An 18,320-nucleotide genomic window follows, 5' to 3' on the forward strand; every position below is an offset into this window, starting at 1 on the left:
TCGTGAAACTTACCGGTCACCACCGACAGCGGCCGGCTCCTTCTCGAGCGCTGCCGCCAGGTAGGGTGCCGAGGCGCTCCCGGTCGCGGCCGCGACCTCCTGGGGTGTTCCCGCGGCGACGACCGTACCGCCGTTCTCCCCCGCGCCGGGCCCCAGATCCACGACATAGTCCGCGGTGGCGACCACCCGCATGTCGAGTTCGACCACGACCACCGTGTTTCCGGCATCCACCAGGCTCTGCAGGTGCTCGATGAGGCGGTCGGCGTCGGCGCAGTGCAGACCGGAGGTCGGTTCGTCGAGCACGTACAGGGTGTCGGCGCGCTGGGCGCGCTGCAGCTCGGAGGCGAGCTTCACGCGTTGCGCTTCGCCGCCGGACAGCTCGGTCGCGGGCTGGCCCAGCCTCAGGTAGCCGAGTCCGACATCCATGAGTGCGGTCAGGGAGCGCATGACCTCGTTCTCGCCGCCGAAGAAGGCATGCGCCTCCTCCACGGACATCGCGAGGATCTCGGCGATGTTCCGTTCACGCCAGGTGACCTCGAGCGTTTCGCTGTTGTATCGGGCACCGTGGCATTCGGGGCAGACGGTGTAGACCGACGGCAGGAACAGCAGCTCGACCATGACGGCGCCCTCGCCTTCGCAGGTCGGGCAGCGGCCGCCGGCCACGTTGAAGGAGAACCGGCCCGGCCGGTATCCCCGCGCCCGTGCCTCGGGGGTCTCAGCGAATCGGCGCCGGACATGGTCGAAAAGGCCCGTGTAGGTGGCGACGTTGGAACGCGGTGTGCGGCCGATGGGTCTCTGATCGATGGTGACCACCCGGCGGACGCCGTCGAGATCTCCGGTGACGGTCCCTTCGAGCAGCTCCGGCCCGTCCGAGAGGAGCACGTCATCGGTCTCGGGCGCGTCCTCGTTCACGGCGACGGGCCGGCCCAGGTGGTCCCCGAGCAATGCGGGAAGCACCTGGCTGACCAGGCTGGACTTTCCCGACCCGGATACTCCGGTCACCGCGGTGAAGGCTCCGAGGGGGAAGGAGACCGTCGCGTCGCGCAGGTTGTTCCGGTTGATCTGCTCGAGCTTCAGCCACCCTGACGGATCGCGCGGAGTCCGGGGAGAGAGCCCACGATGCCCGAACAGGTAGTCCCTGGTAACCGACTCGTCCACGTCCGCCAGGCCATCCGGCACTCCGCTGTAGACGACCCGCCCGCCTCGTTCACCGGCGCCCGGCCCGATGTCGACCAGCCAGTCCGCGTGCCGCATCACGTCGACGGAGTGCTCGACCACGAAGAGGCTGTTCCCTCTCCTCTTCAGCCCCTCGAGGATGCCGAGGAGGGCGCTCACATCCTGCGGGTGGAGGCCGGCCGAGGGCTCGTCGAGCACGTAGACGACACCGAACAGCTCGGAGCTCAGCTGAGTGGCGAGTCGCAACCGCTGCAGCTCGCCTCCGGACAGGGTCGGTGTCGTGCGGTGCAACGACAGATACCCCAGCCCGAGGTCGATGATTGGCCGCAGGCGCTCCAGAAGTTCCGCCGCGAGGCGGGCTGCCGCGGCGCGCTTCTCCACCGACTGGTTCGGGGTCCGCCGGACGTCCGGTGCGGCAGCGTGGGAGGCTCCGCCCGCGGCGATCCGCTGCTGCGTCGCCTCGCGGCGCGCACCCTCATCGAGCGCCGCCCCAGAGGTGGCGAGCTCCTCCCGAGCTGCAACCAATGTCGTCAGCCGGCTGGAGAGCTCGCGGAGCGGGAGCCGCGAGAAGTCGGCGATGTCGAGCCCTTCGAACGTCACCGAGAGGGCCTCCGGCTTGAGACGCTTGCCGTGGCACACCGGGCACACGGCCGAGGTCAGGTACTCCGCGACTCGCCTCTTCATCGACGCGCTCTTGGTCGTGGCGAAGGTGTCGAGCACATAGCGGCGGGCACCGACGAACGTCCCCTGATAGCTGGGCTCCATCCGCGCGGAGATCGCCCGGCGCGTCTGCGCCGGCGTGAGCCCCGCGTAGACCGGGGCGGTCGGCCGCTCCTCGGTGAACAGGATCCAGTCGCGGTCCTCGCGCGGCAGGTCGCGCCAGGGCGTGTCGACGTCGTAGCCCAGGGACACCAGGATGTCCCGCTGGTTCTGACCGTGCCATGCCGTCGGCCAGGAGGCGATGGCCCGCTCCCGGATCGTGAGCGAAGGGTCGGGCACCATCTGCTGCTCGGTGACCGCGTACACCCGGCCGATGCCGTGGCATTCCGGGCAGGCGCCCTGCACCGTGTTGGCCGAGAAGTCCTCCGCGTAGAGCATGGGCTGACCGTCGGGGTAGTCGCCCGCACGTGAGTACAGCATCCGCACCAGACTGGACAGCGTCGTGATGCTGCCGACCGTCGAGCGGGCGTTGCGCCCACCGCGCTGCTGCTGCAAGGCCACCGCCGGCGGCATCCCGGTGATCGAGTCGACGTCGGGGACACCGGCCTGGTCGATCAGACGACGGGCGTACGGGGCGACGGACTCCATGTACCTGCGCTGCGACTCTGCGAAGAGCGTTCCGAAGGCCAGGGACGACTTCCCCGATCCGGACACCCCGGTGAACACGACCATTGCATCACGAGGGACGGTGAGGTCCACGTTCCGCAGGTTGTGCTCGCGGGCGCCTCGCACCCGGACGTCCGGCTGAATCGCCGAGGAGGTTTGGTTGGTCACGGTGACGACGGTGCGCGCTTTCCGGCTGGTCTGCAACCCGATCGGCGAAGAAATCCCTGGTCGCGCGAAGGACGGGACCTACTATCGGCTCGGCGGGGCGGCGCGAGCGGCGGCCGGCGCTAGCATCAGCAGCGAACCGCGACGAAGGGGGACGTGCGTGAACGGATCGAGGTTGCGACCGAAGGTCGTGCTGAGGTGGGGAATCGGGTTGGCGGTCGCCGGCCTTCTGCTGGCAGTGCTGGTACCGCAGGTCTTCTTCAGTGTCATCCTGCCCACCTCGACATCCTCGCCGCTCGACCAGGGCCTGATGGCGTTCGTGGATGTGCTGACGCGCGTCCTCGCGCTCGGCGTCGTCCCGCTCGGGGTCGCCTTCATCGGCGCCGGCATCGTGATGACCTACCTCGACCGCCTGCTCGGCGTCGCCCAGCCCGAATTCGAGAAAGGCGCGGCGCCCGTCGAGTGACGGGCCCGCGCCTTCCGGGCTGCTGAGTGCGCTCAGCTCTGCTGCTGCTGCTGCTCGGCCTGCGCCTTCAGCTCGTCGTACTGCTTCCGCACCTCGGTCATGTCGAGTTCGCGGATCTGCTCGATGAGGTTCTCGACGGCCTCGCCGGGGAGGGCGCCGGCCTGGGAGAACAGCGGGATGCCGTCGCGGTAGGCGACGAGGGTCGGGATCGACTGGATTCCGTACGAGGCGGCCAGCTCCTGCTGGGCCTCTGTGTCGATCTTGCCGAAGGTGATGTCGCTGTGCTGCTCCGACGCCTTCTCGAAGACAGGCGCGAACATGTGACACGGGCCGCACCAGTCGGCCCAGAAGTCGAGCAGCACGATGCCGTCGGAGACGGTCTGGTCGTGGTTGGTCGAGGTGATCTCGGTGGTTGCCATGTGAGGTGAAACACAAGCTCACCAGCCGATATTCCGCCTCAGCTCCCGCGCCGACCTGTGAAGACGGTGAATGCGAGCGGGACGACCGAGGCGATGAGGAAGACGTTCCCGAGCACCTCGTCCGTTCCGTGGAGGATGGCGCCGGCGATCAGCACGCCGCCGAAGACGACGGCGGCCACGATCCGGCGCGCGGTCCGCTCCAGCCGGCCGACACGCTGCTCGAGCCGCGGGGAGGTGACGGCGATGGTGCCGTCCTCGACGCGCGTGGCCAGCGCATCCAACCGCTTCGGCAGCCGCAGGGCGATCCCCGCGATCTCGACCGCCTGCTGCGCGATGTCCTGGACCAGGTTGCCGCGCTCGTCGCGCAGCAGCTGTGCCGCATACGGCTCGACCGAGTCCCAGAGATTGAACGACGGATCGAGCGCACTGCAGACACCGGAGGTCAGGGACATCGCGCGAATGATGAGCAGGAAGTTCTCGGGCAGTTGGAACGGCAGCGACCGCACCACGTCGCCGAACTCGACCGCGAACTCGCGGAACTCGCGCGGGTCCACCTCGCGCAGCTCGGCGAAGCCCATCCCGCCGAATCGCCCGAACAGGTGCGTCATCGCCCGCTCGAGCTCCGCTGTGTCGGCCGTCGGCAGGAGCACGCCGATGTCGCGGATGGCGTCCACCAGCCCCTTGCCGTCGCGGGATGCCGCCGCGATCAGCAGTTTTCGGAGGCCGCTGCGCGTGCCCGGCGGCACCTCGCCCATCATCCCGAAGTCGACGAACGTCAGGATCCACGGCCGCTCGCCCACCGCATCCGGTCGCGGTGTCACGAAGATGTTGCCGGGATGCGGGTCGGCGTGGAAGAACCCTCGCGTGAACAGCTGGTCGAACATCACCTCGGCGAACACCGGTGCGACTTCGGCCGGGTCGATACCGGCCGCGCGGAGCGCGTCGGCGTCGGTGATCTTGATGGCCGTCACATCCTCGAGGGTGAGGACGCGCTTGGTCGTGCGCTCCCACACGACCTCGGGCACGGCCACGCGGTCGTCGCCCGCGAACTCCTCCGCGAACCGCTCCGAGTTGCCGGCCTCATGCAGGTAGTCGATCTCTTCGAGGCTGGTCCGGGCGAACTCTTCGACGAGCGCTGGCGCATCCACCCGGTCGGAGACCAGGCGGACATGGCTGAGCCAGCGCCCGACCCGACGCAGCGCCGCGAGGTCCACATCCACGATCGCGTCGATGCCGGGGCGCTGCACCTTCAGCACGACCGCCGCCAGCCCCGTCTCGGCGGCGAGCTCGGGCACCAAGAGCCCGCGATGCGCCTGGCCCAGCGAAGCCGCGGCGACCGGCACAGGGTCGATGGAGGCGAACGCGAGTTCCAGCGGGATGCCGAGCTCGGCCTCCGCAAGCTCCCGGATGGCCGGGAACGGCACGGCGGGGACTTCGTCCTGCAGCCCCTCCAGCTCGCTGGTGATCTCGGGCGGCAGCACGTCGAGGCGTGACGACATGAACTGCCCGACCTTGATCATGAGGCCGCCGAGATCGACCGCCAGCACATGGAATCGCTGGGCGAACCGGCGCATGCGCCTGCTGCGCGAGCGAGCCGACAGTCTTGCCAACCCGATGCGCGGCAGGAACAGCTCGTACCACCACGTGACCGCGAGGTTCCATCCGGCGAAACGCAGGATGCGGCGGTAGCGGGCGCGGGTCGCCGGCGTCACCCCGGGAGCCCGCGCTGCGGGCGCGTTCCCCCCGGGCGTCGCCGGTACCGCGGCAGGCGCCTGCTCTGGCGTCACCCGGCTCAGCCCTGGGCGAGGATCGAGTAGAGCTTCCGCCGTGCCTCGTCGAGCACGGCAGCCGCCTCCTGGACCTGCTCGGGCGTGCCCGTGCGGTGCACCTGCGCCGCTGCCTGGGCGAGGTCGACGCCGGCTTTGGGCAGGTTGGGTCCGCGGCGGTCACCGGTCGCTCCGGAACCGGTACCGGAGTCCTTCCCGCTGGTCTGCCAGGGGGTGGATGCTTCGCTCGCGGCCACCGCGCGGCCGGCTTCGGTCAGCGCATACGTCTTGCGGCCGTTGGACTCCTCCGTCGTGAGCAGGCCCTCGTCGGCGAGCAGCTGAAGGGTCGGGTAGACGGAGCCTGCGCTCGGCTTCCAGCTGCCGCCGCTGCGCTCCTCGATCTCACGGATGATCTGGTAGCCGTGCATCGGCTGCTCGGCGAGCAGGGACAGCACGGCGGCGCGGACATCGCCGCGTCCCATCCGGCCGCCGACCTTCTTCTCGAACGTCGACCGCAACTGCTCGAACGCCTGCCACATGGCGTCCGGGTCCATGCGGCCGAAGCCGCCACTGGGGAATGAGTTGGACATGATGAGCCTCCCTGATCGTTCAGCGATACCTAACGATATATCGCTGACCACAGGTCGGGAAGGATGCTCAGCCTTCGCTCAGCGAATGGGCGCGCCCACCCCGTTCAGGGGGTTTTCCATACCGAGCGACCTGTTTCGCGCTACTGTGCTCGAGCCCCCTCCCGAGAAGGACCCGCGTGACCGACTCCCCTCTTCCCCCCGCCGGCTGGTACCCGAATCCCGACGACGCAGGCGAGCTGCGCTGGTGGGACGGCACCGCCTGGACAGACCACACGGCAGAGCCCGGAACGGTGGCACCGGCCGCGGCCGCGGTGCGTCCTGCGCGCGCGGCACGGCGCATCCCGCTGAGCACCTGGCTGGGCGGCGGACTGACGCTGCTCCTTCTCGCGCTCGTCGCTCCAGCGGGCTTCGGCGCCGTCCTCGTGCTGCTCGGGGTGGTCGCCCTGTTCACCGGCCTCTACACGGTGATCACGCGACGCCGTGGATGGGCGCTCCTCCCGAAATCGCGGCCGATCGGCCTCGGCGTGCTCGGCGGAGCAGTCGTCCTCTTCATCGTCGGCGGCAGTATCGCCGCGGGCGCGCATCCCGTCGATGCGGTCGACGCCGCGAGCGTCCGCACCACGACGCCCTCGCGGACGCCGTCCGCGACCCCGACCGCCCGCACCGCCGAGCCACTCGATCCGGAGACCGTCACCGCCGCCGAGAGCGGACCGGCCGTCGCCCTCGCCGACAACAGCGTGACCTCGAAGACCGCGCTCGAAGTGCTGGCGACCCTCCCGGTCAAGGGCAAGGCGCCCTCCACCGGCTACCAGCGCACCGCCGACTTCGGCGCCGCCTGGCTGGATGTGGACCGCAACGGCTGCGACACCCGCAACGACATCCTGTCGCGCGACCTGACCGACGCCGTCCGCCAGGGTCCGTGCAAGGTGTTGTCGGGGACGCTCGACGACAAGTACACCGGGCAGAGCATCCACTTCGTCCGCGGGGCGCAGACCTCGGCGCTGGTGCAGATCGACCACATCGTGCCCCTGCAGAACGCCTGGATCACGGGTGCGCAGAAGCTCACCCAGGCGCAGCGGATCAGCCTGGCGAACGACCCGCTGAACCTGATGGCGGTCGACGGGAAGTCCAACGCACAGAAGTCCGCCGGGGACGCGGCGACCTGGCTGCCGGCGAACAAGCCGTTCCGCTGCGAGTACGTGGCGCGCCAGATCTCGGTGAAGGCGACCTACGGCCTGTGGGTGACCAGCGCGGAGCGCGCCGCGATGAAGCGCATCCTGAGTGGATGCTCGTCGCAGGCGGCGGAGTCGTCGGCGTTCACGCCGGCCGCTCCGACGCCGACCCCGACGGTCGCCGCTCCTGCTCCGGCTCCGGCGGCTCCCGCTCCTGCGCCGGTCCCGGTCCCGGTCCCTGTCGCTCCGGCTGTCCCCGCTGCTCCGGCGCCCGCTCCCCCGGCTCCGCCGGCTCCCGCTCCGCCGGCTCCTGCTCCCCCGGCGCAGGACGTGTACTACGCGAACTGCGACGCCGTGCGAGCGGCGGGCGCCGCCCCCATCCACATCGGCCAGCCCGGATACTCGCGCAAGCTCGACCGCGACGGGGACGGCATCGGCTGCGAATAGGGCCGGCCTCTCCGTGAGAACCGTAGAGTGAGGTCATGACCGATCAGCAGCCCAAACGGCCGTGGTGGATCGCCGCCCGCAACCGGCGCGGCGCCCTCATCGTGGCGATCGGTTACACCGTCCTCTTCGTGCTCTTCGTGGTGATCGGCCTGAGCGGCGGCAGCTTCTGGAACTACCTCCTGGGGATCCTGGCGGCCGCACTGGCCGTGATGGAGTGGGCGACCTACGCCTACTTCCGGAAGCGCGAGAGCTGACTCCCCGGCGCTGAGACTCAGCGACCCGCGCGGATGCGCCTGGCGAGCTGCGGATAGTCGATGACGACACCGTCGTGATCGACGGTCAACTCGCTCGTGAAGTCCCGGGTGGCGCTGGTGTACCGGACGACCGCGTGGCCGGCCGCAGGGTCGTACGGCCCGGAACGGTAGAGCTGCTCGCTGCGGATGACCGCGAGTGACGGCAGCGCGACCCACGCCATCACGAAGCGGGTCTCCGCGACCTCCTGGCGGTGGGCGCCGAGCCGCAGGATCGGCATGGTGTTCGTCACCGGGCAGAGGGCTAGATCGCAGTCGTCGGCGCCGTCGAGGGACTCGCCGCCCGCGATGCCCGGGTCGTCGAGCTCCTCCCCCTGGTGGGTGCGGACGCCCTCCTGCGCCGCCTCGCTGGTCCAGCGGCCGTGCGCATCCCGGACCAGCACCAGCCGGCGGCTGAACCCGCGCCCGAAGACGGCCACATCGAGCCGCGTGGTCACCCAGCTCGGCCCGGTCTCGAGCGACCAGCTGGTCACGTAGTCGGTCGTGCGCGAGGTGCCGAGCGCATCCAGCCGGTCCTCGGCGAGTGTGATGGTCGCCGCCTCCAGCCGCTCCGGATCGTCGTCGCCCACCCACTCGACGTGTCTCACCGCTCCGCGCATCCCGACCACCTCCGCTCCAGGATGGACCCTCGGCGTGCGGGGCTCAAGGCATCGATGCGGCCGGGAGCACGGGCCTGGCGTTGTCCGGCAGCCGGAATGCGGGTGGTCTCTCAGCCCTGGGGCTGAAAAAGCGTGCTGAGCGCCGTGACGCGGGCGACTTCGCTCTAGCGTGTGCTCATGAGGTCGTTCTTGCGGGGCCAGCGCTGGCTGGCCGAACCGGTGTTCGCGATCGGATTCTTCGCGCTGTGGGCGATGGCGGAGGTGGGCCGCCACCAGCTCGTCCCGGGCTCTGTGCGGACGGAATCGCCGTTCTGGGCGGCCCTGCTCCTGCTGTCGGTCGCCATCGGGATCAGCCGGATCAGCCCGATCGGTGCCCTGGTGGCCGGAACAGCTCTTCTCGTCGGTCAGCTGCTGGTGCCGGCAGCGATCTTCGGCGCGCCGCTCATCTATCTCGGCTTCGTGCCCGTGATCGTCGTCGTCGCGGCGACGGTCGGAGGCCGATGGCGGTCCGTCGCCCTTGTGTTCGCTCTCGGTGCCGGGATCTCCGTGGCGGGTCTGTTGGCCTGGTGGTTCGGTGCCGGGCGGGGTGACGCCGCAGCTCGGACCATGCTCTTCGTCCTGTGCGCCGCCTTCGCGGCGATCGCCTGGGCGGCGGGGACGCTGGCGGGAATGGCGGCGAGCCAGCGCGAGAGCCGGAATCAACTCGCGCGACTCTCCGACGAGCTCCGGCTGGCGGAGGTCGAGGCTGCGGCGACGAGCGAGCGGGAGCAGGTCGCCCAGGACGTTCACGACATCATGGCCCACTCGCTCTCGGTGATCCTGGCCCAGGCGGACGGAGCCCGGCTGGTCGCTCCCGAACGCCCCGGTGTGATGACGGATTCGTTGTCGACCATCTCGGACACGGCCCGCGCGTCTCTGACGGAGGTGCGCGTCCTGATCGAGACGCTCGTCGGCTCACCCGAAGGAGCGCAGCATCCCGGGCTGCAGCATCTCGACGATCTCGTGCAGCGCTTCTCCGGATCCGGGGTGGAGGTGGCTCTCGAGCGCTTCGGAGCGACGGCCGGACTCACGGCCGCGCAGCAGCTGGCCGCGTACCGGATCGTTCAGGAGGCGCTGACCAACGCCTTGAAGCACGCGGGCCCGGGAGCGACGGCCCGGGTGGCGCTGGACCAGCGGGAGGACGGGCTCGCCCTCTCCATCACCTCTCGACCGGCGGACCCGGCACAAGCAGTGTCCACGACTTCCGGCGGACGCGGCCTGATCGGGATGCGGGAACGTGCCCGGCTGGCAGGCGGTTGGCTCGACGCCGGTGCTGACGACGACACTCCGGGCGGCTACCTCGTGACGGCGTACATCCCCGCAGCGACGAGTCGGGCGGTGACCGCATGATCCGGGTGGCCGTCGCGGACGACCAGCGGCTGTTCTGCGAGGGCATCGGACTGATGATCGACTCGCAGCCCGACCTGTCCTTCGTCGGTGCCGCCGCGGATGGCGCGGACGCGGTCCGGCTCGCACGGGCCGAGCATCCCGACGTCATGCTGATGGACATCCGCATGCCGGTGCTGGACGGGATCGCGGCGACGGCGGCGATCCGCCGTGAGGTTCCCAGCGGACCGCCGCGCATCGTGGTGCTGACCACCTTCGAGCGCGACGACGCCGTGGCCGCCGCGCTGCGGGCGGGGGCCGACGGATTCGTGCTGAAGGATGCCACGCCGGAGTTCATCCTCGCTGCCGTGCGAACGGTGCACGAGGGGCATTCCGTCATCGCGCCGAAGGCCACGACCGACCTCTTCCGCAGCCTCGCTCAGCGGAGGCCCGAAGCGATCGCGGCGCTGTCCGTTCGCGAGAAGGAAGTCTTCCTGCTGGCCGCACGAGGACTCGGGAACGCCGACATCGGCCGCACAGCCTTCATCTCCGAGGCGACGGTCAAGACGCACATCCGCAGCATCCTGGCGAAGCTGCAGCTCGCGTCGCGCGTGCAACTGGTCGCTTTCGCGTACGAGAACGGACTCGTGCGGTAGGGCGGCGGCCTCCCGAAGTTGCCGCCGACCGCCCGTGTCCCGAACGTGTGCGGCCGGCGGCGCCGCCCCGGCCGGCGGAGGGACCAGCAGGCCGGGGCGTCCCCCGCTCCTCTCAGAGCAGCCCGCCCCCGAGCGGGCACCTGTACCGGCCGGGCACGCACGGAAGCGGCGGCTGGCCGGGAGCGACGAGGGCGACGACGCTCGGTCCGCCCTTGATCCCCGCGTCCGCGGCGCTGGGCGCCGTGACGCTGAGGGAGAGCGCGGCGAGAATGGCGAGGGCTGCTGCAGTGACGCGCGTCCGGCTGCCCGCACTCACGGTCGTGCTCCCGGCGCGAAGATCGGCACGGGAATGATCGTCTCCTGGAAGACGATCATGGTCCGGTCCGCGACACGGTCGAGGTCGATCGCTTCTGGTTCTGACATGGTCTCCACCTCCGCTGCTGATCGTCGCGCGCTGGCGACAGGGAGCGGTATGGGCAGAACTGCCTAGGCAATTGTGCGAATGGCAGCCGACTGCCGCGGCGCGTCACCATCAGCGGTGATGGGAGGTGATCACCATGCTGAGAGGACTCACGGCGACCGTCGTCGCCACGTGCTTCTGTCTGAGCCCAGCCCCGTTATCGGAGCAGGTCCCCGTCGCCCCGGACGCCATCGCCACGATTCGCGATGCCGTGACCGCGGATGCGATCCCGGAGCACTGCCTTACCGCGGCCAGAGCCTGGTCGCATCTGAGCCGGACCTGCCCGCGGATGCCGGCGCTGGAAGATCCGTTCATCCGTGTCGGGGCGCGGCCGCTCATTCTGAGCCGCGTCCGCTAGCTATGGCCGCCGCGGTGCGCTGAGAATCGCGCTGACCCGGTCGTGAACTCCGAGTTTGCGGTAGGCGTGTTCGAGGTGCGCGTGGACGGTGCTCTCGCTGATCCCGGCCCAGCTACCGATCGCCCGCGCGGTCATGCTGGAGCTGAGCATGGTGACGATCTGTTGTTCGCGAGGTGTGAGCAGTTCCCACCGTTCCGTGCTGAGTTGGTCGGGAAGCGTCATCCGGTGCAGCCGGTCCAGCACGACCAGGATCGGAGCCAGCTGCGATGCGGCATCGACGTCCGGGTCGTCGAAGTCCGAGTGGTCACGGCCGATGATCCAGCCGTGACCGCTCCACCCTTCGCGAGCGGAGACGGCGTGGAGGATGGACAGCTGATTGTGTCCGAGGAGACCCTGCGAAATGTGCAGCGCTTCGGCGTAGTCGCGCTCGTGAGTTTGCGGGAGCTCGCTGACCCGTCGTGGAGAGAGGTCTCCGGGCTGGTCGATGTAGCTGCGGACGCCCGGATGTTCGTGGAAGGCGGGCATGACCTGTTCATCCGGGCAGTCGGATGATTCCCAATCGGGCTGCAGTCGTCACGGCGGTCACCCGGTCGTGCTGACCTAGTTTCATGTACGCGCTCTCGACGTGTTTCCGCACTGTGGACGTTGAGATGCGAAGGATGTAGCCGATGGCGGTGGCGGTGAACCCCTCACCGACCAATTGGAGCACCTCGGTCTCGCGTCTCGTCAGCGGGTTCCGTTCGACGATGGCCGGGTGAGGCGTCGCCAGCCCGGTCAGTCGGTTGAACGCGACGAGAACCGGTTGGATGGCGGCCGCGGCTTCGACCTCGCTGTCGGTGTAATCCCGACGGTATCGGTTGAACGCCCACCCGTTCCATGAGTTCGGCGTCATGGGTGTGACTATGATCGTCAGCTGCGTGGACAGATTCCATTTGGCGAAGGTCTCCGCGAAGACGGGATGGTTCAACCAGTCCCGGTCCCCGATGATGTCGCTCATGCGCCGCGGGTCCATCGTGCTCGTCGAGGTGTAGCTGAGGACCTGCGGATGCCGGTACATGTTGCGGTTGACCGCAGCCAGGACCTCGGGGTTGCCGGCTTCGCCGGTCCCCCGGATCTCCAGATCGCGCGATACGGGATTCAGCCCTACCCAGCCGAGAGACTCCGACGGGAACATTGCCTCCAACGACGCCGTCACCGCATCGAGGAACACCTCACGGTCGGTCACGCCGTCGAGGTCATAGCTCAGCCGTAAAGCAAGTTCCGTGCCGTCCACGATCGCCTCAAGGGACTCGCTCGGTGGTCCCGATGGGTGAACGGTAGACCCGTCTGTCCGTGCCGCACAACACAGAAGAGCCATGCGCAGGCGCGTGGGCTCTCGCGCAGGCGGCGAGACCGGCGTGGTGAGGAGCACCGCTCGCCGGTCTAGGAGGGGATGAGACGTTGCCGGCGGGCGGTGGTCACAGCGAGCATCCGATCGCTGACACCGAGCTTCCGGTACGCGTGCTCGAGGTGGGTGTGGACGGTGCTTTCCGCGATGCCCAGCCGGTACCCGATGGCGCGGGCGGTGAACCCGTTTCCGACCAAGGCGAGCACCTGCGCTTCCCGTGCGGTCAGCGGCGATTCCTCGGAGACCTGGGTGGTGGCGACCCAGGTCCGCTCGATGAGCACCAGCATGCGCTGCACATGGGTGGCCAGTTCGACCTCGTTGTCGGTGAAGTCGTGGCTGGTGCGATTGAACGTCCAAGTGGCCCCCGCTGTCCGAGTCGCCCGATGCGACAGCACAGTCAGCTGGTATTCCGCGCCGGTCGGGTGGAGCAACTGGTGATACGCCTCGGTGCGGTGCAAGTCGGTGAGGCTGATGAGGTCGCTCATGCGCCGCGGTGCCATCCCCTCGCCGTTGACCATGTAGCTGATCACCATCGGATGGTCGTTCAAGCTGGCGAGCGCGGCCGCAGTGGCGGCGTCCGGGCCGAACACCTCCGGCGGCGTCCCCATCATCTCCACCGCCCCGGTGACCGTATTGAAGCTGTTCCACCCGACGGATTCACCGGGGAACTGGGCGGAGAGCGCTTCGAGCGCAGCGGCGAGGTAATCGGCACGGGCGACGCCCGGTTGCGCGTACAGAGTGAGTGTGGCCGTCGGGTCAACGCTCATGCGGGAACCTCCCCCGATGCGGTGACGGATGAAGAGTACCGCCGGACACCACCGACTTATAAGACTGCACTTCGACTAGAGTCCGACCCGTGACCGACCCGAGCACGCGCCGCCCCGTGTACTGGCGGAACTTCGCGTGGGTGATGACCGTCGGCGCTGCCCTCATGTTCGGAGCCGGCATCTTCGGTGTGGTGATCGGCGGCGCTACCGGGTGGCTCAACATCGGGCTCGGAGTCATCTTCACCGTCCAGGCTGTCGTGAACTTCCGGCAGTACGAGCGGGCGAAGCGTCAACAGGGCGGCGAGTAGAGTCCGTCCCGTGACCGACCCGCTGCCCCTGGCGTCGTGCCCGACGCCGTCACCAGATGGTCGACCGTGCCAGGACGTTATTGTCGTGGTCGGTACGACACCGTTATGGCTGCCGTTCGTCATTCTCGCCGTGGTGGCAGCGGTGGTCGCCGTTGTCCTGCTCGCGGCGCGCCCCCGGCATCGCTGATCGCAGCTACGGCCCCCCGCTGAGCGAGCACCAATAGAACCGGTTCCCGTCTCGAACCACGACACCGGACGGGCGCCCGTCGCGCGCGGGCGCGTAAATGGTGCCGCCGCCGATCGTCCGTCCGCGTGCGACCAGGCCGGTGGCCTGGCTGGCGTCCAGCTTGTGCGGGTCGTTGCCGCAGGTGAAGTCACGCCCGTCGTACTGGACACGGGTGGGGATCGCCTTCGGCCACCAGTCGGCGGTGGCGGCGTGCAACTGCACGAAGAACACCAGCACCGCGGAGAACAGCAAAGCCCCCGCCCCACCCACGAGGAGCCCCCGCCACCGCCTCCGCATACCGTCAGGGTATCGACAGGGCAGCCACGGGCCTGGAGAGCCGCGAGTAGAGTCCGACCCGTGACAGGTATGCCGTCGAAGGGCCCGTGGTGGGCACGGTCTACCGGCGGCAACCGCGGGTGGGCGCTCACGAGCGCGATCGTGTACTCGCTCGTGTTCGCCGTGGACGCCGCGAGGTGGCTGACCCGCGGGGATTGGTTCGCAGGTGTCCTCGCCATCGCACTGCTGGTCCTCGCCGTCTGGGCGTGGGCGACCGTCGTCTACCTCAGCAGGCGAACTGAAGAAGGACGACGCCGTGGCTGGTGAACCGCCGAAGAGAACCGTGGCGGTTCCTCCTCCGCACGGTCACCGATGACGGAAAGGACTACCGGCACCGTGTAGCTTGCCCGCGTCGCATCCGTGCGACCGTCACACCTGAATGCTCACCTCGTAGACCTGATCGGTCGGGTGACCGGCGCGCTCGTGGATGCGCATGAGCGCCTCCTTCGATGGCCCGGTCGACAGGCAGAACACCTTGCCGCTGACGGGGTCGAGCCATGCCCGCTCGATGTGGACCCCCTCCTCGGATTCGATCGCCGCGTCGGCGTCGTGCGCTTCGGCCAGCTGGTCCCGGGTGACTCCCACGAATCCGTCGTGGACGTCGATGAATGTAGCCATGATCGGCTCCTCTCTTGTGATGCCCTCAGAGTGAGCCGTCCGGTCGGCCGCGGCATCGGTCGTTCTGCCGATCTCGACCGAGGGCCGATGCCGGCGTCGCAGCGACGGCGATACACTTCGCGCATGAGTGGAGGGGTCACGGCCCCGGGTGGTGCGGCCAGGATGTGCCCCCTCTTCGTCGGCCGCGAGGACGTGCTGGCCCAAGCCCTGCAGCTCCGCGCCGAGGCGGCCTCCGGGCGCGGCGGCATGCTGCTGCTCGGCGGGGAGGCGGGAATCGGCAAGTCGCGCCTGTTGGACGAGCTGGCGACCACCGCGGGCGGCCGGACGGCGCACGCCGAGTCGTTCTCCGGCGACCGTCAGACTCCCGGCCTTCTGTTGCTGGCGATCGCGTCGGGCGTGAGAGACGCGGGAGACGACGCCGACGCTGAACGCATCTGGGACCTCGTCGTCTCGGGAGACGTCGGTGCGGGAGGTGCGGGCGCCCGTCGGCTGCTCGTCGCCGATCTGGTGGACGCCCTCGTCGCGGCGCTGCGTGTGCCGCTGCTGCTGCGCCTCGAAGACCTGCACTGGGCGGACCAGTTGTCACTGGACGTGCTGCAGCGTGTGGCCGCACGCCTCCGCGATCTCCCGTCGCTGGTGGTGGCCACCTACCGATCCGAGGAGGTGGACGCGGACCCCGAGTTCGTCGCCTGGCGTACCGGCCTCCTCGCCCGACGGCACGCGCAAGAGGTCGTGCTGTCGCGACTCGGGCGAGACGGAACACGGAGCATGCTCGCGTCGATCACCGGAGAAGTGCCTGCCGAGGACGATGTGGAGCGAATGTACGCGGCGGCCGACGGCATCCCGCTCCACGTGGAGGAGCTCGTCGCGAGCGGTCTCGAGGGGGTGCCGGAAACCGTCGGCGACGCGGTGATCCTGCGGGCCAGGAGGCTGCATCCCGCGTCTGCGCGTGCGCTCGGCGCCGCCTCCGTGATCGGACGGGAGTTCGACACCCGTCTGCTCCGTGTGGTCCTGGGTGCCGCATCCGAGGCGGCCGCCGAGGACCCCGCCGGGGAGCCCTCCGTGGATGACGCACTGCAGGAGCTGATCGCCCAGCGCTTCGTGGTGCCGGCGACCGACGCGTTCGACTTCCGGCACGCTCTCATTCGCGACGCGGTGTATGCCGCGCTTCCCTCGGCCGAACGCCGCACGATGCATGCGCGGGTCGCGACGGGCGCGCCGCAGCTCTCGGACGCCATCCGCTCCATGCACAGCGAGCGCGCGGGCCGAGCCGATGAGGCCTACGTCCTTGCCCGACGCGCAGCCGACCGGGCTTCGACGCTCTCCGCCCATCGGGAGGCGGTGGAGCTGTACCGGCGCGCCGAGCGCACGGTGCCGTCAGCTACGCCGGCTGCGGAACGGGCGGAACTGCACCGTCGGCTGGGTGCGGAACTCGCTGCGACCGACGCCAACCGGGATGCGGAGCGGGAATTCAGCCGAGCCATGGAACTGTTCCGCGAGGCGGGCGACGACCTCGCGGCGGCGGGAGTCGTCCCGGCGCTCGCCGCAGCGAGCCACCTGCTCGGATCCGACTATGCGACGCGCGACGCGCTCATCCACGAAGCGATCGGATGGGTGGACGGCGCTGAGCCAGGGATCGCAGCGGACCGGGTGCGCGGTCGGTTGCTCGCCGCCCTCGCAGCGGCGGCCATGCTGGACCGGCGGCTCGACACCTCTCTCGCCTACGCCACCGAGGCCCGGCCGTTGCTGGAAGACGACCCGGACGAACGGCTGGCCGTCGACGTCACGCGCGGCGCAGTCCAGGTGTTCGCCGGTGATGAGCGAGGGTGGGAGCTGCTGGAGGCCTCCGCCCGGACCGCGGCGGCCGAACATCGCGAGGCGGTGGCCGCCCGCGCCTACCGGATGCTCGGCTCCAGCGCCTCCGTGCTTCTGCAGTACCAGCGCGGCGCGGCGTGGCTCGAGGACGGCATCGACTACGCCACCCGAATCGAACGCTGGAACGACGCCCACTACCTCGGCGCCCACCTGGCGCACGTGCGCTGGGCCACCGGGCACGTGGACTCGGCGGAGGAGCTCGCGTCCCGCGCACTGGCCGACGGACGTGGCGGAATCACGACGGAGATCACCGCCCTCCACGTCCTCGGCTACGTCGCCCTCGCACGCGACGATCTGGCGACGGCACGCGAGGTGCTCTCCCGGGCCGCCGACCTGGGCGAGAGGATGCGGGAACTCCAGCGCCTCTCGCCGGCGCTGTGGGGACTGGCCGAGGTCGCACTGCTCTCCGCGGACGCATCCCTCGCTGTGGTCGTGAGCAGGCGCGGGCTCGAGGAGTCACGTGCCATCGGCGACGCCGCCTACCTCTTCCCGTTCGTCGTGACCGGCATGCGCGCGCTGCTCGCCGCCGGAGAACCGACCGCCGCGCGCGAGTGGCTGCAGACGACGGAGGCGCTGATCGCCGCCCGCGGCATCCCCGGCACCGAGAACGCCGTGGCCCACGCCGCCGGTCTCCTTGCACTCCGGGAACGCCGGCTCACTGCCGCGAAGGACCTGCTGGCGGCAGCCGTGACCGGCTGGTCGTCCGTGGGCCGCTGGTGGGAGGGCACCCAGGCTCTCCTCGACCTGGCCGAAGTCTTCCGCCGCACCCGCGGTCCCGCGGAGGCTGCCCACCTCGTCGCGCGGGCTCGCGATGCGGCGGCGGCATCAGGTGCGGCTGCCCTGACCCGTCTGGCCGACAGTGTGGACGCACGCCTCGCCGCCGGGGTCGCGCCGACGACTCTCAGCGCGCGCGAGGAAGAAGTCGCACGCCTGGTCGCCACGGGGTCGACGAACCGCGAGATCGGCGAGGCTCTGCACATCGCGCCGAAGACCGTGGCGACACACATCGAGCACATCCTCGCCAAGCTGGGCGCATCCAGACGGGCCGAGATAGCCGCCTGGGCGAGTTCGCAGAAAGGGTGAGGGGCCGAGGTCTGCTCTCTCTCACCGGCGCACGAGGAGGGGCTCGTACTCCGGGTGTCGTCGAATGAACGTCGTAACGATCGGGCACTCGACGCGGACGTGCAACTTCTCCTGCTGGATCATCTCCAGCACTCTGCCGATGAGGGCGGTTGCGACGCCCTGCCCGCGGAACTCCGGGTAGACCGATGTCGAGATCACGGTGACCACGTCGTCGCGGCGGTCATAGGTGATGCCTCCGATGAGCGTGTCGCCGCTGATCGCCTCGTAGACGCGTTCGACCGTGTTGTCGACGACGAAGAACTCGATGCCCGGCTGAAGCGGGACGCCGGCTTCCACCTCTTCGACCAGGATTCGCTGAGTCTCGGTGAAGGTTCCTGTCCCATCGGGATAGCCCGCTTCATCCGGGTACTCGAACGTTCCGCTCGTTCCTTCGGCCATCACGGC

General features: G+C 69.7%; 21 protein-coding genes. 9 read left to right on the forward strand and 12 right to left on the reverse strand.

Going from position 1 to position 18,320, the window contains the following annotated elements:
- Positions 1–9: 9 nt before the first annotated feature.
- The gene (locus QRN40_RS01535) at positions 10–2,409 is read right to left on the reverse strand and encodes an excinuclease ABC subunit UvrA (protein ID WP_502878929.1); all 2,400 of its coding nucleotides are present in this window, start codon (positions 2,407–2,409) and stop codon (positions 10–12) included.
- 418 nt (positions 2,410–2,827) lie between these two features.
- Here QRN40_RS01535 and QRN40_RS01540 point away from each other — a divergent pair, with 418 nt between their 5' ends.
- Complete coding sequence (locus tag QRN40_RS01540; protein WP_285113724.1) at positions 2,828–3,133, forward strand: hypothetical protein; 306 nt, start codon at positions 2,828–2,830, stop codon at positions 3,131–3,133.
- Positions 3,134–3,165: 32 nt separating this feature from the next.
- Here QRN40_RS01540 and trxA read toward each other — a convergent pair whose 3' ends face one another.
- The 3 genes from trxA to QRN40_RS01555 are packed head-to-tail and all read right to left on the reverse strand — an operon-like array spanning position 3,166 to position 5,908.
- Positions 3,166–3,552 (reverse strand): thioredoxin, encoded by a 387-nt coding sequence (trxA, locus tag QRN40_RS01545; protein WP_285113725.1) that lies wholly within the window; start codon positions 3,550–3,552, stop codon positions 3,166–3,168.
- 38 nt (positions 3,553–3,590) lie between these two features.
- Complete coding sequence (locus QRN40_RS01550) at positions 3,591–5,339, reverse strand: ABC1 kinase family protein (protein ID WP_502878889.1); 1,749 nt, start codon at positions 5,337–5,339, stop codon at positions 3,591–3,593.
- A gap of 5 nt (positions 5,340–5,344) precedes the next feature.
- Positions 5,345–5,908: a PadR family transcriptional regulator gene (locus QRN40_RS01555; RefSeq protein WP_285113727.1), complete on the reverse strand. Its 564-nt coding sequence runs from the start codon at positions 5,906–5,908 to the stop codon at positions 5,345–5,347.
- A gap of 176 nt (positions 5,909–6,084) precedes the next feature.
- Here QRN40_RS01555 and QRN40_RS01560 point away from each other — a divergent pair, with 176 nt between their 5' ends.
- Entirely contained in the window at positions 6,085–7,527 is a 1,443-nt protein-coding gene (locus tag QRN40_RS01560; protein ID WP_285113728.1) for a GmrSD restriction endonuclease domain-containing protein, read from the forward strand.
- A gap of 35 nt (positions 7,528–7,562) precedes the next feature.
- Positions 7,563–7,781: a hypothetical protein gene (locus QRN40_RS01565; RefSeq protein ID WP_285113729.1), complete on the forward strand. Its 219-nt coding sequence runs from the start codon at positions 7,563–7,565 to the stop codon at positions 7,779–7,781.
- 17 nt (positions 7,782–7,798) lie between these two features.
- Here the strand turns inward: QRN40_RS01565 and QRN40_RS01570 are convergent, their stop codons facing one another.
- A complete protein-coding gene (locus QRN40_RS01570; RefSeq protein ID WP_285113730.1) occupies positions 7,799–8,425 on the reverse strand; it encodes a putative glycolipid-binding domain-containing protein in 627 nt (208 codons plus the stop codon).
- A gap of 189 nt (positions 8,426–8,614) precedes the next feature.
- On the opposite strand from QRN40_RS01570, the gene QRN40_RS01575 reads away from it, so the two are divergent.
- Together QRN40_RS01575 and QRN40_RS01580 are read left to right on the forward strand one after the other, a co-directional pair.
- Positions 8,615–9,826, forward strand: coding sequence for a histidine kinase (locus QRN40_RS01575; protein ID WP_285113731.1), 1,212 nt, complete (start codon positions 8,615–8,617; stop codon positions 9,824–9,826).
- The gene (locus tag QRN40_RS01580; protein WP_285113732.1) at positions 9,823–10,458 is read left to right on the forward strand and encodes a response regulator transcription factor; all 636 of its coding nucleotides are present in this window, start codon (positions 9,823–9,825) and stop codon (positions 10,456–10,458) included. Before QRN40_RS01575 ends, QRN40_RS01580 begins: the two co-directional genes overlap by 4 nt.
- 112 nt (positions 10,459–10,570) lie before the next feature.
- On the opposite strand, the gene QRN40_RS01585 is transcribed toward QRN40_RS01580, so the two are convergent.
- The 4 genes from QRN40_RS01585 to QRN40_RS01600 form a co-directional block, all read right to left on the reverse strand.
- Entirely contained in the window at positions 10,571–10,774 is a 204-nt protein-coding gene (locus QRN40_RS01585) for a hypothetical protein (RefSeq protein ID WP_285113733.1), read from the reverse strand.
- Between the two features lie 502 nt (positions 10,775–11,276).
- Complete coding sequence (locus QRN40_RS01590) at positions 11,277–11,801, reverse strand: response regulator transcription factor (protein WP_285113734.1); 525 nt, start codon at positions 11,799–11,801, stop codon at positions 11,277–11,279.
- Positions 11,802–11,808: 7 nt separating this feature from the next.
- Complete coding sequence (locus QRN40_RS01595) at positions 11,809–12,549, reverse strand: response regulator transcription factor (RefSeq protein WP_285113735.1); 741 nt, start codon at positions 12,547–12,549, stop codon at positions 11,809–11,811.
- A gap of 149 nt (positions 12,550–12,698) precedes the next feature.
- On the reverse strand, positions 12,699–13,430 hold the full coding sequence (locus tag QRN40_RS01600) for a LuxR C-terminal-related transcriptional regulator (protein ID WP_285113736.1): 732 nt from the start codon (positions 13,428–13,430) through the stop codon (positions 12,699–12,701).
- 89 nt (positions 13,431–13,519) lie between these two features.
- Here QRN40_RS01600 and QRN40_RS01605 point away from each other — a divergent pair, with 89 nt between their 5' ends.
- Both QRN40_RS01605 and QRN40_RS01610 read left to right on the forward strand, forming a co-directional pair.
- Positions 13,520–13,738 carry a hypothetical protein gene (locus QRN40_RS01605; RefSeq protein WP_285113737.1) on the forward strand — a complete coding sequence of 73 codons (219 nt, stop codon included), beginning with the start codon at positions 13,520–13,522 and terminating at the stop codon, positions 13,736–13,738.
- A 10-nt stretch (positions 13,739–13,748) separates the two neighbouring features.
- The gene (locus QRN40_RS01610; RefSeq protein WP_285113738.1) at positions 13,749–13,925 is read left to right on the forward strand and encodes a hypothetical protein; all 177 of its coding nucleotides are present in this window, start codon (positions 13,749–13,751) and stop codon (positions 13,923–13,925) included.
- A 6-nt stretch (positions 13,926–13,931) separates the two neighbouring features.
- Here QRN40_RS01610 and QRN40_RS01615 read toward each other — a convergent pair whose 3' ends face one another.
- Positions 13,932–14,261 (reverse strand): hypothetical protein, encoded by a 330-nt coding sequence (locus QRN40_RS01615; RefSeq protein WP_285113739.1) that lies wholly within the window; start codon positions 14,259–14,261, stop codon positions 13,932–13,934.
- Positions 14,262–14,321: 60 nt separating this feature from the next.
- On the opposite strand from QRN40_RS01615, the gene QRN40_RS01620 reads away from it, so the two are divergent.
- On the forward strand, positions 14,322–14,567 hold the full coding sequence (locus QRN40_RS01620; protein ID WP_285113740.1) for a hypothetical protein: 246 nt from the start codon (positions 14,322–14,324) through the stop codon (positions 14,565–14,567).
- Between the two features lie 102 nt (positions 14,568–14,669).
- Here QRN40_RS01620 and QRN40_RS01625 read toward each other — a convergent pair whose 3' ends face one another.
- Complete coding sequence (locus tag QRN40_RS01625; RefSeq protein ID WP_285113741.1) at positions 14,670–14,918, reverse strand: SCO4226 family nickel-binding protein; 249 nt, start codon at positions 14,916–14,918, stop codon at positions 14,670–14,672.
- Positions 14,919–15,041: 123 nt separating this feature from the next.
- Between QRN40_RS01625 and QRN40_RS01630 the strand changes: the two genes are divergently transcribed.
- Positions 15,042–17,876 (forward strand): helix-turn-helix transcriptional regulator, encoded by a 2,835-nt coding sequence (locus QRN40_RS01630; protein ID WP_285113742.1) that lies wholly within the window; start codon positions 15,042–15,044, stop codon positions 17,874–17,876.
- Positions 17,877–17,897: 21 nt separating this feature from the next.
- Here the strand turns inward: QRN40_RS01630 and QRN40_RS01635 are convergent, their stop codons facing one another.
- Positions 17,898–18,314: a GNAT family N-acetyltransferase gene (locus QRN40_RS01635; RefSeq protein WP_285113743.1), complete on the reverse strand. Its 417-nt coding sequence runs from the start codon at positions 18,312–18,314 to the stop codon at positions 17,898–17,900.
- Positions 18,315–18,320: the final 6 nt, after the last annotated feature.

The organism is Leifsonia sp. fls2-241-R2A-40a (assembly GCF_030209575.1).
Taxonomy (GTDB): Bacteria; Actinomycetota; Actinomycetes; order Actinomycetales; family Microbacteriaceae; genus Leifsonia.